At 51.5% G+C, this 15,760-nt stretch carries 20 protein-coding genes and 2 pseudogenes; 1 reads left to right on the top strand and 21 read right to left on the bottom strand.

Annotated elements, in window-relative coordinates; translation table 11 throughout:
• From AC1RKG_RS08140 to AC1RKG_RS08055, 18 genes and pseudogenes are all read right to left on the bottom strand, one after another.
• A complete protein-coding gene (locus tag AC1RKG_RS08140; protein ID WP_261448212.1) occupies nucleotides 1-348 on the bottom strand; it encodes a hypothetical protein in 348 nt (115 codons plus the stop codon).
• Nucleotides 349-519: 171 nt separating this feature from the next.
• Nucleotides 520-918 (bottom strand): DUF7370 family protein, encoded by a 399-nt coding sequence (locus AC1RKG_RS08135; RefSeq protein ID WP_187961395.1) that lies wholly within the window; start codon nucleotides 916-918, stop codon nucleotides 520-522.
• A 67-nt stretch (nucleotides 919-985) separates the two neighbouring features.
• A complete protein-coding gene (locus tag AC1RKG_RS08130; protein WP_493182658.1) occupies nucleotides 986-1,279 on the bottom strand; it encodes a hypothetical protein in 294 nt (97 codons plus the stop codon).
• A gap of 9 nt (nucleotides 1,280-1,288) precedes the next feature.
• A complete protein-coding gene (locus tag AC1RKG_RS08125; RefSeq protein WP_493182656.1) occupies nucleotides 1,289-2,365 on the bottom strand; it encodes a major capsid protein in 1,077 nt (358 codons plus the stop codon).
• Between the two features lie 11 nt (nucleotides 2,366-2,376).
• Entirely contained in the window at nucleotides 2,377-2,829 is a 453-nt protein-coding gene (locus tag AC1RKG_RS08120) for a gp53 minor capsid family protein (RefSeq protein ID WP_187961397.1), read from the bottom strand.
• 11 nt (nucleotides 2,830-2,840) lie between these two features.
• Nucleotides 2,841-4,106: a hypothetical protein gene (locus AC1RKG_RS08115; RefSeq protein ID WP_493182654.1), complete on the bottom strand. Its 1,266-nt coding sequence runs from the start codon at nucleotides 4,104-4,106 to the stop codon at nucleotides 2,841-2,843.
• A gap of 3 nt (nucleotides 4,107-4,109) precedes the next feature.
• Nucleotides 4,110-5,036, bottom strand: coding sequence for a phage minor head protein (locus AC1RKG_RS08110; protein ID WP_493182652.1), 927 nt, complete (start codon nucleotides 5,034-5,036; stop codon nucleotides 4,110-4,112).
• Nucleotides 5,020-6,348: an anti-CBASS protein Acb1 family protein gene (locus tag AC1RKG_RS08105; RefSeq protein ID WP_187961400.1), complete on the bottom strand. Its 1,329-nt coding sequence runs from the start codon at nucleotides 6,346-6,348 to the stop codon at nucleotides 5,020-5,022. The genes AC1RKG_RS08110 and AC1RKG_RS08105 overlap by 17 nt, the downstream gene beginning before the upstream one ends.
• 21 nt (nucleotides 6,349-6,369) lie before the next feature.
• Nucleotides 6,370-7,617: a PBSX family phage terminase large subunit gene (locus AC1RKG_RS08100; RefSeq protein WP_493182650.1), complete on the bottom strand. Its 1,248-nt coding sequence runs from the start codon at nucleotides 7,615-7,617 to the stop codon at nucleotides 6,370-6,372.
• Nucleotides 7,614-8,069: a DUF2280 domain-containing protein gene (locus tag AC1RKG_RS08095; protein WP_493182649.1), complete on the bottom strand. Its 456-nt coding sequence runs from the start codon at nucleotides 8,067-8,069 to the stop codon at nucleotides 7,614-7,616. The genes AC1RKG_RS08100 and AC1RKG_RS08095 overlap by 4 nt, the downstream gene beginning before the upstream one ends.
• A 31-nt stretch (nucleotides 8,070-8,100) precedes the next feature.
• Nucleotides 8,101-8,574: pseudogene (locus tag AC1RKG_RS08090) on the bottom strand (putative metallopeptidase); the annotation flags it as partial.
• A gap of 28 nt (nucleotides 8,575-8,602) precedes the next feature.
• A protein-coding gene (locus AC1RKG_RS08085) for an IS3 family transposase (RefSeq protein WP_493182648.1) occupies nucleotides 8,603-9,723 on the bottom strand; the annotation gives its coding sequence in 2 pieces (ribosomal slippage) (nucleotides 8,603-9,465 and nucleotides 9,465-9,723; 1,122 coding nt in all).
• Between the two features lie 70 nt (nucleotides 9,724-9,793).
• A pseudogene (locus tag AC1RKG_RS08080) lies at nucleotides 9,794-9,976 on the bottom strand (putative metallopeptidase); the annotation flags it as partial.
• 352 nt (nucleotides 9,977-10,328) lie between these two features.
• Nucleotides 10,329-10,589, bottom strand: coding sequence for a DNA polymerase III subunit theta (locus AC1RKG_RS08075; protein ID WP_493182646.1), 261 nt, complete (start codon nucleotides 10,587-10,589; stop codon nucleotides 10,329-10,331).
• Nucleotides 10,590-11,452: 863 nt separating this feature from the next.
• A complete protein-coding gene (gene lysC / locus AC1RKG_RS08070; protein ID WP_493182645.1) occupies nucleotides 11,453-11,659 on the bottom strand; it encodes an Rz1-like lysis system protein LysC in 207 nt (68 codons plus the stop codon).
• On the bottom strand, nucleotides 11,619-11,999 hold the full coding sequence (locus tag AC1RKG_RS08065; RefSeq protein ID WP_493182643.1) for a DUF2570 family protein: 381 nt from the start codon (nucleotides 11,997-11,999) through the stop codon (nucleotides 11,619-11,621). Before AC1RKG_RS08065 ends, lysC begins: the two co-directional genes overlap by 41 nt.
• Entirely contained in the window at nucleotides 11,996-12,430 is a 435-nt protein-coding gene (locus AC1RKG_RS08060; RefSeq protein ID WP_493182641.1) for a lysozyme, read from the bottom strand. The genes AC1RKG_RS08065 and AC1RKG_RS08060 overlap by 4 nt, the downstream gene beginning before the upstream one ends.
• The gene (locus AC1RKG_RS08055) at nucleotides 12,420-12,737 is read right to left on the bottom strand and encodes a phage holin family protein (RefSeq protein ID WP_493182639.1); all 318 of its coding nucleotides are present in this window, start codon (nucleotides 12,735-12,737) and stop codon (nucleotides 12,420-12,422) included. Before AC1RKG_RS08055 ends, AC1RKG_RS08060 begins: the two co-directional genes overlap by 11 nt.
• A 208-nt stretch (nucleotides 12,738-12,945) precedes the next feature.
• Between AC1RKG_RS08055 and AC1RKG_RS08050 the strand changes: the two genes are divergently transcribed.
• The gene (locus AC1RKG_RS08050; protein WP_493182637.1) at nucleotides 12,946-13,518 is read left to right on the top strand and encodes a DUF2441 domain-containing protein; all 573 of its coding nucleotides are present in this window, start codon (nucleotides 12,946-12,948) and stop codon (nucleotides 13,516-13,518) included.
• 165 nt (nucleotides 13,519-13,683) lie between these two features.
• Here AC1RKG_RS08050 and AC1RKG_RS08045 read toward each other — a convergent pair whose 3' ends face one another.
• Genes AC1RKG_RS08045 through AC1RKG_RS08035 form a run of 3 tightly spaced genes read right to left on the bottom strand, consistent with a single transcriptional unit; the run spans nucleotide 13,684 to nucleotide 15,700 of the window.
• Nucleotides 13,684-14,388 carry an antitermination protein Q gene (locus AC1RKG_RS08045; RefSeq protein ID WP_493182635.1) on the bottom strand — a complete coding sequence of 235 codons (705 nt, stop codon included), beginning with the start codon at nucleotides 14,386-14,388 and terminating at the stop codon, nucleotides 13,684-13,686.
• On the bottom strand, nucleotides 14,385-14,741 hold the full coding sequence (locus tag AC1RKG_RS08040; protein ID WP_060431945.1) for a RusA family crossover junction endodeoxyribonuclease: 357 nt from the start codon (nucleotides 14,739-14,741) through the stop codon (nucleotides 14,385-14,387). Before AC1RKG_RS08040 ends, AC1RKG_RS08045 begins: the two co-directional genes overlap by 4 nt.
• Nucleotides 14,738-15,700, bottom strand: coding sequence for a DUF968 domain-containing protein (locus tag AC1RKG_RS08035; protein ID WP_493182633.1), 963 nt, complete (start codon nucleotides 15,698-15,700; stop codon nucleotides 14,738-14,740). The genes AC1RKG_RS08040 and AC1RKG_RS08035 overlap by 4 nt, the downstream gene beginning before the upstream one ends.
• Between the last annotated feature and the right edge of the window lie 60 nt (nucleotides 15,701-15,760).

Below are 15,760 nucleotides of genomic sequence, written 5' to 3'. Positions count from 1 at the left end.
TTACGCTCCAGTAAGGATGGCGATATCTTCAGCGAGGCGTTCAAACGTATCGGCATACCGCAATACCTGCATGACTTCATCAGCACCTGCAGCGATCGGGTCTACAGCTGTAGACTTTCCAATTAATAGGTAGTCGCCAGCCTTAGCCCCCACAAACTCAGTCCAGACGGTATTTTTTACCGTTATCTCAGAACCGATATTGCTCAGTTTTTTCGATAACCCACCTTCGTAATCGCACATGATGATTTCAGGCATTGCCCATCCAAGTGGATCGCCCGCTTCACTGTTGCCAAGGTTGCGCCAGAAAGTGGCCTCTGCTGTATACGACCAATCAGCTACAGAAGACATGTCACTCCCTCCAACTAACCACTGATGGCCGTTCAGTTGCGATTCGAGGGCAATTGATTGTCCATTCACCGCTACTGCTCACGAAGCCAGTGGCTTGCTTATTGGTGTCGGTTTTTATCCAGACTCGTTCAAACGGCTTTGGTAAACGTTCGGCTACCGGAACCCACATCATCACTTGCCCCCACACATACAGCCGCCCTTCCCAATCCAGAGTCCAGCAAAGGCTTTATTTGTTGGGTCAGGTGGAGTTATCGATGCAGCGCAACCGTATTTGTCGAGCCCGCGCAGTAGGTTCAGCGCTCCCTTCCAGCGGTCGGAGAATGCTTGATAACGGAATGAACGTGACGCGCCACTTGGCGCTGTTTGCGAGCTGATGTATTTATCACCCTGGCCCAACCCCATCAGCGCTAATAGATAGAGTTGAATGAGCAACGCTGTCGATTCAGGATAATGCTCATCCAGACACGCCTGAATGCTGTTAGCCTGATCCACCAGCGCGGACAGGACGAAATCAGGCAGAGTGATACCCTGTGACTGCAAGTATTCTTTGGCCCTTTCGATAGTCACCATGGCTGATTCCTGGAAAGAGTTACCCCGCCGAAACGGGGCATAAAAAAACCGCCTTTAGCGGCGGCTGTTATTCAGCAGGGAACAATTTTTCAAGTTCACCATCAGGCAGCAACTCGGCAAGCCGATCCGCACCAAGGTTACCCTTGAATTCGATACCCAGCTCAGTCAGCCGGGTCGCAATAGTCTCTTTCCGAGACTTGGTTTCGTTACCCGCGCCAGGGGTTGCCGGTGTCAATTCACCACCAGCCTCACCAAGCATCGGACGAACGTTGGCTTTCAATGCTGGGTGCACTTTTTCCAGCTCCAACACATCACCGACTTTCACGCCATTCCAGGGGCGAATTACTTCGTACTTAGCCATACTCACCCCTTACGCCAGATTGGCACCGTAGACAACACCGGACAGGCCCTGATCATCTGCGGTGATTTGCAGACCTTCAGCGGACATGATCTGGAAGTTATAGTTAACGTTCGGAAGTGGGCGCGGCAAAGGAATAACCCCCTGAGCCATACCAATCAGAGGTGAGATAACATCGCGGCGGCGCTGATAGGCAATAAACTCGTTACCAGACAGTGCAAACGTGGGACGAACCTCTTTCACCGGTGCAAATGGCAGGATAGCCTGCAGCACAGTCCCAGTAATTACCCCATTCACGACATAGGGCTGAGCATAGTTAGCCCAGATTTCAGGACTCACCCACTGGATATCATATTGGGCAACTTTGTTAGTACGTGCTGTAGTACCAAAAGCACCTTTCCCGTAAAACTCAATCAATTGAGCCTGTGTAGCGGTAGTGAGGTTGATATTCGCACCGCCCGCGCCTGCACCAAGATTAATTTTCTTGGTGTTACGGTGGTTCTTCATGCCCTGGGCTGGATAACCTTGCACCTGAATATTGGAATCACCAGACAGGTAATAGGCTACCCGGCGTTTGTTCACCTTCTTCAGCTTGGCCGACTGTGAATCCAGAACCAGATCGATACCAACGGAGTTCATACCTGCCGCATGACGCCAGTTAACACCATAGCCCGCGGTGAATACCGGGATTGGGTCACCATCGCTATCGTATTCAGTGTGGTCAAACGAGAATGGAGCCTGGCCATCAATGCTGACTGAAACATCATCAGCGATATCCCCTACCACGTTATAGAGCTTGGCTGTCTTACCTACTGGCAGCACTGTTTGAACGCCCATCAGGTCATTGATGATTTCCATCCCTTCTTCCTGATCGCGCATTTGGAGGATCTGGTTATCAACTTCAGCCCAGAACTCACGAGCAAAACCACCAACAGCGTTACATGCCAGCATCTCTGGCGTCATGTGCGCACGGTTTACAGCGATCATGGAATTGTTGGTGGCGTTCCAAATGTTACGGTTCGCCCACAGCTCATTCCAGTGACCGCCAAGGCGGCTGTTTGCAGCCAATGTTTCTTTGGAGAAATACATAAATTTTCCTTTTACGGTGCAGGCGCTGCTGCGACGGTGCCAACGCGCATACGCACGCGAATGAAATCGGTAGTGCTAGCCGCAATAGTTGCTTCATCCTGGCTATAGCCGATCACTGAGTCAGTATCAGCGGTTGCCAGCGTGAATTGACCATTTGCGCCGAGCTTGATCGGGCTGTCCTTTTTATACGCACCAGGTACGCACAGCAGAGCCAGTTCACGGCCTTCTTCCACGTAATTACCTACTGCAGAGTCCCCGGCAGGGACAGCTTCCGTGATTTTCAGCCCCTGATGGTAAGCAACGTCGATGATGTAGATACGGCCTTTAAGCGCGGCTGCCTGAGCAAACTCATCGCTGGCGTTGATGACAGCAGCAGTGCCTGGCAAAAGTGCCGCGGCAGTGGTGCGGGTTTCGGTCTTGTACAGAGACTGACCGTCGATATTTACGCGACGATAACGTGGCATTGGCTGCCCCCTTATTTGAAATATGTATCGGCAACAGGCGCGCCGGTTTCTTGCTGATGCTGGCCGGAGTTACCTGCCAGAGGAGCGGCTTCGCCCAGAGACTTGAACATTACGTCCAGAGCGTCACCTTTGAGCGCGTTGGCTACGACGTCGCCATGAACCTTAGCAACAGCTTCACGCTTGGTTTGTTCTTCAGCGCGAGAGTTTGCGGTCAGTGTTTCGGCCAGTTGAGTATGGTTGGCCTGTAATGCATCAACTTTTTCAGTGATCGGTTTGAGCGCATCGGCGAAGTTGGCAGCCAGGCCTTTGCCGATTTCGGTGATCAGCTCTTGTTTCTCTTCAGTGGTTAAAGGCATGTCGCCCTCCGTTTGGTGGTTTGGTGCAGGTTGTCCCTGCGGAGTGAATAAGGATTTAACTTTGTTGGCGACGACCGTCACCCAGGACTCTTGGCGCGCTACCGGTGTGCCGGCATCGTCAAAGGTGATCTTCCCGCCGTCAGAGGAATAACCGTAGACTTGTGCGGATCCGCCATTACGCATGATTACAACTTGCGAATCGGTAAAGTCAGCAACCCAGGCATACTCATTTTCACCGGGCGCAAATTTTGCTTTTGCGGCCCTATCAAGTCGCAACTCTCGATCACGATAAGACTCGCCTACCAGCGCACCGGAATTTGCCTTGAGTGGCATCGCAAGGTCGGCGTTAACCATTAGGCCAACACCCTGCTCCGGTGTCGCTGCGCCTACCTCATGCAACAGAATGGCATCGTGATCCATGCCGTGAATCTTCGCTACCCATTTGGCACCGGTAGACATCTGCTGCTCGTTTGGCTCTAACTGATCAAGGAATACCGCTACGCTTGTATGAATCGGCGGAACATCTTCACCGCGCTCAATTGCAGCGACACGTTCGATCAGTTCCCTGCCGCCTTCGCTTTGATTGGCGATCTGGGTATCAACCCATTTTTCCAGGTAAATTCGGTTGCCTGACTTTTTAACGTTCCGGTTCCAAGCCCCGATATGGCCCTGATTGATACCTTCAGGAGAAAAGGCGGAGATGAATGCACCGTTGAGTTGAGGATGCCCCAATGGTGCCAGGGTGCCTTCCAATCCTGCGTAATGAGCATCGATTTCGCTGGCCGTATAGAGCCCATCATTCATGACGACGTTTGCCGGTAGCGTGTAGCTTGGCAAAATAAGATGTTCGCGCCCGTTGTACGTCTCACGGCGAATAGCCTGACTATTTACCTTCGTGGTTACGTTAACTTGAACTTTCATTGATTAGCCCTCTGCCCATTTGTAGCCTCTCTCCTTCATGTCACTTAGCGTCTGCTTAGCTTTATCGATGATCGAAGGGGTGAGAGGGTTTCCTTTGTCATCCACCAGCACGGAAAGCTGAGAGCACTTGCAGTTGATGGCGTTGCCGTTTTTGGTGTACCACTCCCTAACCTCATCTTGTGTGTACAGATGCGCATGCCTGGCGGCGTGTGTGGCGCGGGTTGTGGGGCTTAGTGCAGAGATATGCAGCAGCTTTGTTTTGATGCCGTAGCGGTCTTGTGCGTCTTGTGCTTCGTCCCAGCGAGCGCGCCGGAGAGCGGTGGTGATTTCGGTTCTGGCTATGCGATTAGCACGCCGGGTTTCAATGCCGGTTTGCTCGTTCAAGTTTTTAGCCACGTCCCGAGGGTTGAGCCCCCTGGCAATACCGTCTGTCAGAATGCGCGCCATGTCGCTTTTTACTTGCGCGCTGAGCCCTTTCATCATTTCGAATTCACGGGCTCTAACCAAAATCATGCGAAGCTGATACGGCTCGCTTAACAGGATGCTGGGTACATCCTGCTGACCGGCAGCATAAGCAGAGGATTGCTGGGAAAGGTTGTAATATTCCTGAGCGGTGCCGCGCTGGTATGCCACGGAGACGTAGCGCCCAAAGAGCCAGAGGTTAAACTCTCCGCCTTCCAACAGAATGTCATCCACCAGCGCCTCTCCGTTCTGCAGCAACATTGAGAGAAGGCCCTGATCAAGCCGGAAGGTATAACGTTCGTTGACTACAGGTTCTGAGGGGATCCGGTTAAGAATATCGATGTAGCCTTTCGCTATCAGCTTCATGCGCTTTGCAAACTCACGCATGGCACCTCGCTCAAGCTTATCGACTCCGGTGGGGTCTTTAATGTTACTCGGCAATATTGGAGGCTTAGGTTTCCTCGTCATCCCCTGTTTCTCCAAGCGGACCACCGCTTTCGGTCTCGAATCCTGCAGCAGTTCGAACTTCGTCACCACTGAATGGGGCCACATCTCCACTTTCCACCATGGCCTTGTTCACCTCAGCCATAGTTTTGGAGTCAGCCAAGCGTTCAGCGCGCGTCTGCTGATTGAGGTCATCCCAAATAACCGTCTTCTGTCCAACTAAGTCGATAATTTTCAGGTCAATCAGCTTGTCGCAGAAGTCCTCAATTTCAAACGACAGATCGCCGCGGCGGCTCTGGCAGCGACCGTTCATATACTTCTGGTCTTCTGTGCTTGAGCGCTCAGCCTGTTGGTTCCCCACCAGTATCCGCGTCGGGATATCAACGCCAGCAGAAGCCGTCTGCAGGTTTACGTTATAGGTCGGGCTGGGGTCTGATACTGGCGAAACCAGCGAAGTTACATTAGCCCCCTGGAGACTCATCAGCACGTCGTTACCGCGGTTCATCTCGCGGGCAGCCTCGTTGAACTTGTCCTGCAACTCATCAACACTCACGCCATACATTGACGCGAGACTTCCAAAGTCGATCTCTTTGTCGAAGCTAAGTGCAAGCTGGCGCGCTGCGTTCTTCAGGAATGACTCGCCAGATCCGCCTTCTACTTTCTCCAGGCTGACGAAAGCGTTATACGCTGGCTCCAGGAAGCCAATAGCATCGTCGGTGTAGTCGCCGAGGATAAATATTCGGTCAGGATGAATATCAACACGGCGGGTCGAACCATTCGACAGGCGTTCGGTGTACTGCCACATCTTCGGCTTGCCATAGGTTTTCGAATTAAGCCCACCATCCCATTCGCTAACATTCAACGAACCCGCCCAGGCCACCGTCACTTTTTCCAGCCCGCGCCCTTTCGTGGCTTCGAGGTTCCAGGCTTTGTCGTCGCGAATATGCAACAGAATGCCAGAGTAACGTCCGACGAGTCTCCGGCGGTCAGCCTCGGCAAAAGCACGCCATAACCGGTTAGTGAATACCTGTTTGAGCTTTTTCTCCCAGGATGTTTCCTTGCGCTTCTCGTCTGACTTATCACCCTCAATAATTTCCGGGTTTGTTTGCCAGCATTTCCCTACCAGCTTTTCTACTGCGCCATGAGCTATGCCGCCACGGCGATAAAGTGAATAGAGGTTTTCATAAGTGATCTGGTCAGGAAAACCGTATTCGCACCATGCTGAGCCGCGCTTATTGTCCAGGCCCATCGATGGCCCCAGCATCCCCATACGGGCACGCTCAATCCTGGCGTCGTTCAACGCGTGGTTGACGGCCAGTTGGAGGTTTTTATTCATGTCGATTCCGTTATGGAGTTATTACCGGAGGCGTTTAGGGAGCATTACTCCCATTGATTGAGGCTTACGTTTGATATACCCGTCCAAACCGTACCGAATACCGTCCCAGCAGTGTTCATTGCCATCCGCAAGCTTTGGCAATACTTCGCCAGTAATGCGATCTGTTTTGTAAGACCACAGCCGCGCTTCACGCGCCACATTCTTACAGCGAGGGTGAATGACTATCTCGTCAAAACCGCGAAGATGGGCTATCCCGTCCTCAACGCTACCCTGCCACTTTTCGGCGGAAGAAATGTTAAACCCCTGCCGCTTTAGGTGGCTGATTGTTTCTGGTCGAGCTGAGTCTGCTTTAATGGGCCAATCCCGCACGCCGGGTATGGTGTCGTAGAGATCCGGCATGTGATCCAATTCTGTGTGAACGCCATATGCCTCATATTCGATATAGAGACGATTGTGCAGAATGAACGAGCGGATCAGGGTGTTTGGGTCTTTAGCGAAGCCGAAGTCCGCACCGAAATGCAGCCGCTCCGCTTCTTTCCAGAGGTTATCGGAGAATTCAGCTATTCGGTATTTACCAGCCAGCACCTGCTTATCGGAGTTTTCGAGATAAGCTCCTTCCCATACCCATGCATACGTTGCAGGGTCGAGTCGGCGCTGGTCATTAATGCGCTCACCCTCTAACACGTCAGGAAACCATGGGTTGTCTGTGTAGTTCATTTCGACTGTTATGCAGTCATCACCGGCTTCTTTCCGAAACCGCTTATCTGTTGCGCTACCGTCGCGCTCTGGGTTCCAGGTAACCCAAATCTCTGATCCTTCTTCGCGCACAGTGGGGCTGAGCTTCTGCCAGGCTATTTCACTGACTGACTCAGCCTCATCAACCCAACAGAGCAGGATCCGCGCCTTAGACTTGATGCTGTCGAGGTTATGACGCAGGCCGCAGAATACGTAGTTCACGCTCTTGTCGATGGTGCGAATGTACTTCTCACCGATATCGAAGTTAGCAGCCAGCCATGGAACAGACAGAATCGCTTGCTTCACTTCCTGCATGCTCGACTCTTCCAGTGAGTTCATAAATTCACGTGCGCAAAGCACAACACCGCTCTCGCCGTTCATCATCGACTGGTAGGCTTTCACCGCTGTCATGAGGGCGAACGTACGCGTTTTTGCACTTCCACGGCCACCATGAGAGCAGCGATAACGCTTATTAATGGCAATGAATAATGGAGCTAGTTTTGCTGGGATCGGTAGTTGTACGACTTCACTCATGATTTTGGCTCAATAGGGAGAAGCTGAATCACGGTCGGTTTTGGCGTCATGCTCCCGTCAGGGCTAGTGTGTTCTACCTTTTGTTTGTTGCTATACGCGTCACCAACCTCTTTAGCCGCCTGCTCCATTAGCTGGGCTGTCATCCCGTAGTTTTTTGATTTCTCGGTGTGGGCGGCCATCCGATCAAGGACACGCAAGCGATAAGCTTTATTGGCTATAGGTATGTCGGCTATTTCATTCTGAAAGCGTGACCTGGTCTCATAGAATAGCCCTACCCATTTCTTTGCGAGCCCCTTCCCGCTAGCCTTAGTTGGATCATGCGACTCGGCCTGTTGCGGGGTAATTTTGATGCCAAACTCTTTTTGGACGGACTCCACCACAATTGACAGGGTATCGAAGCACGCAAGCGATTGAATGATGAAGGCTTTTACATCTGGTTTTAATGCAGCCATAAATCACCATTCTTCCAAAGCATTCCAAAATTTACGCCAGCCGCAACATGCAGTTACCGCATGCCCTGGCAATGTTTAGGTGTGCCACCTCCGCAGGCTTGTTTGCCGCATCAACCAATTCCTGAACTTCTACGCTGGCACCGTACCGCCGAACCACACCAACAAACTCTTCAACGTCGTGGCCACGCAGCTTGAGCACCGGCTGGCCTTCTTTGTTGAACTTCGGCGCGCCAAAATCATCAGTGGCCTGGGCGATGTGGTAGAGCTCATGCTCAACCAATGCGCAGAACTCCAGATCAGAACACTGTGAGCAGTAATCCGCAGCCAGTGTGATGATGAACTTCGGAATTTCGCCGAACCATTCATGCATCTGCTGTTCCATTCTGGCCTTCTGCCAGCCACCTGCACGCATGGTTACCTCTTCGGCCTGCCCGAGCACGTACCGCCCTTTCTTTTCGAAAGCAGATGATGCCCACATGAACTGGATATCAGCATCCATCAGGTTGACCTGCCCCCAGTATTAGATACAACCGTTAGTTAGTAATGTCGGTTTGTTTATCTTCACATTTTCCATTCCGCCACCGTGCTGCAAACTCTGATGGCGTCTGATAATTCAGTGCTGAATGTGGACGACACTCGTTATAATCCTGCCGCCAGTTATTAATGATTTTCCTTGCATGAACGATATCGCTGAACCAGTGCTCATTCAGACATTCATCGCGAAATCGTCCGTTAAAGCTCTCAATAAATCCGTTCTGCGTTGGCTTGCCCGGCTGGATTAAGCGCAACTCAACACCATGCTCAAAAGCCCATTGATCCAGTGCGCGGCAAGTGAACTCCGGCCCCTGGTCAGTTCTTATCGTCACCGGATAGCCCCGGAACAGTGCAATGCTGTCCAGAATTCGCGTGACCTGAACGCCTGAAATGCCGAATGCGATGGTAATTGTCAGACACTCCTTCGTGAAGTCGTCCACACAGGTCAGGCACTTGATCCTGCGACCGGTGGCCAGTGCGTCCATGACAAAATCCATCGACCAGGTCAGGTTGGGCGCCGCCGGGCGGAGCAGAGGCAGACGTTCTGTTGCCAGCCCTTTACGACGTCGCCTGCGTTTTACGCCCAGCCCGCTCAGATGATAAAGGCGGTACACGCGCTTATGATTAACATGAAGGCCTTCACGGCGCAGTAACTGCCAGATGCGGCGGTAGCCAAAACGCCTGCGCTCCAGTGCCAGCTCAGTGATGCGCCCTGATAAATGCGCATCAACCGCCGGACGCTGAGCCTCATAGCGGCAGGTCGACAGGGACAAACCTGTAAGCCTGCAGGCACGACGTTGCGACAGACCGATCGCATCACACATAAACTCAACGGCTTCCCGCTTCTGGTCTGTCGTCAGTACTTTCGCCCCAGTGCCACCTGAAGTGCCTCCTTATCCAGCATAGCTTCGGCAAGCAGCTTCTTGAGTCTGGCGTTCTCTTCCTCAAGCAACTTCAGGCGCTTAACCTCGGGTACTTCCATGCCGCCATACTTCTTGCGCCAGGTATAAAAGGTGGCGTCGGAAATGGCGTGCTTGCGGCAGAGCTCACGGGCAGAAACCCCGGCTTCAGCCTCGCGGAGAATACTGATGATCTGTTCGTCGGAAAAACGCTTCTTCATGGGGGTGTCCTCATGTGGCTTATGAAGACATTACTAACATCGCGGTGTATTAATCAACGGGGAGCAGGTCAAGGTGACCGTGGTCAGGGTTGTGCAGGCTGCCGGTGTCGCTCAGGATTTGGCTTATGAGCCACTCTTTAACTTCGTTTGCTGGAACAAGGCCGATGTATGGCATTAGCTGATGGGACTCTATGAACTGCAGGGGCGGAGATGGTCGCCTATCATGGCCCTCGTTCTGCGCGGGCTTTTCCATGAATTCCTCCCATTAAAAAAACCCGCCGTAGCGGGTTTAGTTAAGTTGCCATAGTAATCGGCGGTTTGTTGTCTCCCGCTATCAGCGATAGCGGAAAATGGTGAAGCCTGTCTCGGGGTCCCAGAAAATGAGCTCAGCGGCATCAGTTTCTACTGGAATCTCCCAAGGCTTCAAATGGTAGAAATCTGTCTTCCCGGCCATTGGTGTCTCCTTGCAACTATAGATGGAGAGTTTATCCATCCTCGCACTTATTTAGTCTGCGAGGCATAGGTATGGCTGAAACACTAAAAAAAGGCACTTTCCTGGCTGACTCGACTAAGTCGAACAGTATTTTTTGCGCGATTTTATTTGCTTATCTTTTCCCGTTGGTCTCAGCCATTTGCAGATAAACCGGCGCAGAGCCGTTTGGTAACCTCTTGCTCACCTCTCGGTAATGCGCCACACGCTCACGAAAGTATTCACGCAAATGCTCAGGCTGCTCTCGCTCCACCTGGTCAGCTATCACTGGCTGGTTCATGCGCTCTTTGTACGCTACGCCTGAAGCAGCCAGGTCTACGTTTGTCTTGTCCATGTCCTCTTTAGAGAGGTTGGCAAGGTTGAATGATTTGGTCATTGGGGTCCTCCTGTTGGGGAGAATTATACATCATCACGCAACAGCCTCGGAAAGCCGTTCTGTGATAAGCGCTGGTATTTGGATAAACCCTGACTATAGGCAATAGCCGACAGAATAGATTACGAAAAGCGCTCAGAATCTCTGAAAGCTGATTAGTTAAATCTATAAAACACATTACGAAACAATAACCTAAGGAGGCCTTATGTCAGATTCCGATATCTTAAACGCTATCGTTCAAGGGTTAAAGCTATTAACTGAGCTTGCAAAAATCGCACTTCACTACATCCGCTACAAATTACCTATCCGGAAATAGCCGCAGTATCAGCCACGCCTCGCGGGGTTGCCTCGCTACTTCCGTCTTTTCGAATGCCACGACGTTAACGGATTCTGCTTACCACCTTTCGACTTTTTGTAACTTTGCTTGCGCATTACGCAGCACCTGGATAGATGCTCTGTGATGGGCAATAAAAAAACCGCCCGTAGGCGGTTGGTGTAGGTGAAAGGCAGGCCAAGCTAATTGCGGATTACCGTCATTTCCAAGTATCCCTACTGACACCGTGGCCAGCGTGGGGTTCGAGAATGGCAGCGTCACCTGAGCCCCTTGGCTTTTCATGTATTAACCTCATCGCGTGACCAACAAGGCGGAAGACTCCAGCGTCCCAGACGCGGGTGGTAATGCTCTCAAGATGGTTACCCACCTTGGCCGATCTCCCTGCTCACTATCCTCTCTATTCTGTTACCCCTGGCTCAGGAACCCTGATGTCACGATCAGCGGTTGCTTAAGGGGAAGTCCAAAAACTGGGTCAAATAGACCTCCATGAACTTTCCGTGGGCTAACAGTAAGATAATATCCAAAATACGTTTTACTTCAAGCGTTCGCCATTGTGGATAACTGACCTCCACTTCTGAAGTGTTTCCACTTGTCCTGCGCAGATGCTGAGCGCTGATTGTAGTTTCAGCGTGTAACTCACCGCGTCACCCCAGTTTTTCCCTTGTAGACTTGGCTGCTCGCATGGTGTGAATACTATTTCAGGGGGTAACAGGACGACTTGCTGGGGTGTCGGTGGCATTCTGCTGCAGGAGCTCAACAACAGCGGCAGGCATAGCACTATTGCCACATTTGTCGTTTTTAAGTGCTTCACGTAATACCCTCTGGTAGCGTTCACCCTGCTGGCGCAGTTGCTGCTCTCTTTGCTGTTGCTCTGCTGCTAAGGCTCTGTTCTTCCGGTCTTGTTCTTGCAGGGTTGAGACTAGTCCTGACTGCTGCGCCAGCGTTGTTTCCTGCTGTTTGACCTTCTCGCCCGCCTTTACTGCATTACCGTGAAAGTAAAACGCAAGCCTGCCAACGATAATCAGTGCCACCAGCAACAAGCCAATTGCCATCGTGCGAAAGCTGAACGAGGTATTCATGAGAGAAACATTTCACGCTCTGCCGCGCGGCGCTTCACCAATCCCGGCATAACCTTGCCGTCGCTGAGTTTCCAGCGCAGGAATTGGTCAGCAGCACCTTGCACATCACTCACATTGAATTTCTTCACCAGTGTGGACTGTGCGAATGCAGGCCCGCCGATGTTGAACGCTAGCGATACCATCGCGTCGAACTGGTTCTGCGTCATTGGGCGCTTAATGGCACTGTTTACCGTCAGCTCAAATACGGCCAAGTCATCGGACAGGAATTTCTCTGCCTGCTCCTGGGTGATGCGGTCGCCCTGCTTCACTCCCTTGGTATGGCCCCAGCCAATCGTCCACGGCTTACCACCAGTACCAGGATCCGGATAAGCCACCAGGCGGAGGGATTCAAACCCCTTGATGAAATCACGTCTTTTGTTGCTAATCCGCATTTGCTTCACCTGATGCTTTGTTTAGGAAACGGCGTTCAAGCGCCTTGATCAGCGATGCACCAGACCAACCAGCCATGCCACACACACCGCCCATGATCTCCGAAGGCCATTCGTAATGAAGAGCTATCATGACCATTGTCAGACCTGCAAAAATGGACACGAACAACTGTAAGAATAATGTCCGCCAACTGAAGGCTTCACCGTTGAGCACCTTGAACGAATAGCTGGCAACCGCCCCCAGCAACGTCATGCCAAAGGCAATCAGCATGGAGAGGATGTTTGGTTCATTTTTCCATGGCATTTTCATAACCTCCCCCTGCCGGGGCATAGCCCGATCATCGGGTGAAGAAAAGGAGTTAGCGCCGCGAATGCGGGGCGACATATGTCAGTGTGTGAGGCATTGGGCGCTAAATATGGGAAAGGCCACACGAAGGCAGCCTTTGGATTAGAAAAATAAAAATTTATTACATATGATGGAAAGCTAAGCTTATCAGTCTTTTATATGTGACCATATCATGCCTATTTTTTACACTGCAGATCGTTCTGGCCAACTTTCAAGTGGCCTTATCATCAACCCCACCCCATTGCCAGATGTATCCTTGTTAAATACACAGCTTAAGGCTAGTGATATTGAATTACAGGGGTTCATTGCACGGTATTACCCATTCGGCATATCTCGCCATGGAAGCAATTATTTACTCCAAAACTCACATCGCACCGTCAATTTTGGCAATGGCAACCTCAAAACCTTCGTGGACGTTAGCTGCTCTATTGAAGCAACTTATGAAATGGCCCGCCAAATTTACGCACCAGAGGCACCATCACGAATGTGCTGTATGTTCGCAACTGAAACAGCACAAGAGGCAAGAGCATTCGGAGTTGATCATGGAAATGGGCCCGCTAACATTTATGAGGTCCATCCAAGGGCAAGAACATTCAAAGCAGACATGAATCTCCTTCACTTTTCCGTAAACATGGTGGAAACACTTGCGTTGGCTGAAAAATATTGGACTCAGCAAAGTACTCAAAGCCCAAGCTATGAGATTTTGGTAGAGCTTCCGGCTGAAATTGGGGCCTTAGTCCAGTGATATTAAATGCAAAAAACCCGCTCGGAGGCGGGTTCTTTTGATATGGCGGTGGTGATTTGTCAGCCCGTAGGCATTGAAATCCCATCATTAAGAGTAAATCTAGCCATTTTTATTCAATAATGCAAGAGTTGGTTGATAAAATTTTAAAACATGCCGCTATCTTTTTTAATTATGCACATTTGAAGTTACTCTACCCAGCACACCCTCAGCCGCCTCAGCGTCCTGGTAACACTTACTGATCAACATCTGATAGAAGCGCTGCCAGTTCCTGTTCCATGTCGGCTGGCTCAGGCCAGGTATTAATCCCTTCACCACTTTGTAAGCTGGGGCTGTCGTGGTTGGCTTCAATCCTGTTCCGTGGCATCTACTGCAGGTTTTTTCTACGGCCTTGCCTCCTGCCTTTGTGCCCGCTATGTCGTATACCTTTCCACTACCGCCACATCTACACCTAGCCCGCTCAATGTCTGCCGTTCTACAGAAGTCATCCACTGCCAGTTTCGAAAGCAACACCATGCAGCGAGCCATTTGTCTACCCGCAGCCTTTCCCACCAGCTTTGGGGCCTGCTTAATCGCATGTTGTGCCAATCGCTCTATCGCTTTTTCTCTCTCTGATTTGTCTTTATTAAATTTTGCATAGAGAAGACTAAGCCCCTGAGCCTCCCTTGACTGCGTGATCCCCAGGGCTACCATGACATCGGTATAGCCTCCTTGCCCGCCAGCATGGCATTGTGATGCGCGAACCACACGCCGTTCCTGCTGTACGCCGTCCTTATCAGTCGTCAATTTTGATTGAGGTTTGGTTTCCGGTGCCATGCTCATAATCGAAGGAGATTTCGGGCTGCTGGCTAAAAGTGCGTGCTCTATTCTCATGCTATTTCTCCAATAATTATTTGGCCTACTTCGCCCCAAACCTTTGTTACTCGACCGTCCCAGATCCGGCAGTCGTCCTCAAAAATTGCATCCAACAGAGCCTTTTCCAGGTTGTCTTTGTCTGGCTTCTGCTGATGCGGCTTGCCGGCCATCTCAGCGCGTTTCTTCTTGCTCCAGCTATCTGGCATGGGTAATACAAACGTCACGTGATAGCCGCTCTCAGGCAACGATATGCGGTGCAATCTCACTTCGTCGCAGAATGCCCTGTAGCGGAGAACTGGCGGGCGCTTGGCCCACCGGTCTTTTTGTGTTTGGCGCGGTTTAGGAATTGGTGTGATGAGGTAATTCTTCATGCGATAGCCCCAATGCCAAATGAGAAATCCAGAAACTCAAACAGCAGCTCTACCTGGCTGCCATGCTCTGCTTCCCACGCAGCAACATCCTTGTGCAGCGCGTCGTGACATTTTCGACACATGGGGATAGTGAAAAAGTCGTGGGCCTTGGTTGCAATTCCACCCTGTCCATGTCCGATAATGTGGTGAGGGTCATCGGAGCGGCCACCGCAGCCGCAGCACGGACGCGTTTTTACCCATCGGGTGTACTTGCTGTCTTCTGCTCGGGTTCTTTTCGGAAGCAGTACGAATGCACCAGGGACGCCTTCATCAACCTTAAAAACTTTCATTGCGGTCTTTGCCAGAATTTCTGTAGGTGCAGGCCCAACAGCCATTTCGGATTCCTTGCGTGCTCCAGATACCCTTACCGGGTTCGGTAACGCCAAGAGATGCGCTGATATCTCATTCGGTATCAGATCAACCACGCCAGAAATGGTCGCCCATAGAACAAGCTCCGGAATGGTTAACTGACCTTCAGACTTGAGCCGCCATTTCGCTGTTTCAACAACCCAGCGCGCCATGTTCACGTTCGCTATTGCATCAAGCTTTGGCGATGTATGCCCGTCAGTCCTGTTGTCACAGCTCCAGCAGATACGCATGGCAGCATGACCATAACGACGCGTGGTCAGGTTGGACGAGTGGCTTTCGCTGGAGTATTGGCATTTGGTGAAACGCGTTGCCCAGGCTTCCATCGAGTTGATACCACCAGCAGCGTTGATAACCCGTTCATGCTGAAAGAATGGCTGCAGGCGCGGGTCGTTCGCTATCTCATGCTCTACCTTCGGTAAAATTCCGTCTGGGAGGTCTTTCATTTCGTCCGGAAGTGTTGATACCAGCACGCGGCCTGTCAGGTGTGAGAGCAACTCACCACCAGCCTTGATCATCGCGATGCCCAGATCGCGCTGTACGTTAGATTTCACTATTGCTCTCATGCCTGCGCTCCTGCCATTGCGTATGCTCGGGTTAAAATTGGACGCCAC

The organism is Serratia sp. GW822-FHT06D09, assembly GCF_058799515.1.
The sequence above is the reverse complement of the archived record's forward strand: the minus strand, read 5'-3'. Positions and strand labels throughout refer to the sequence as shown.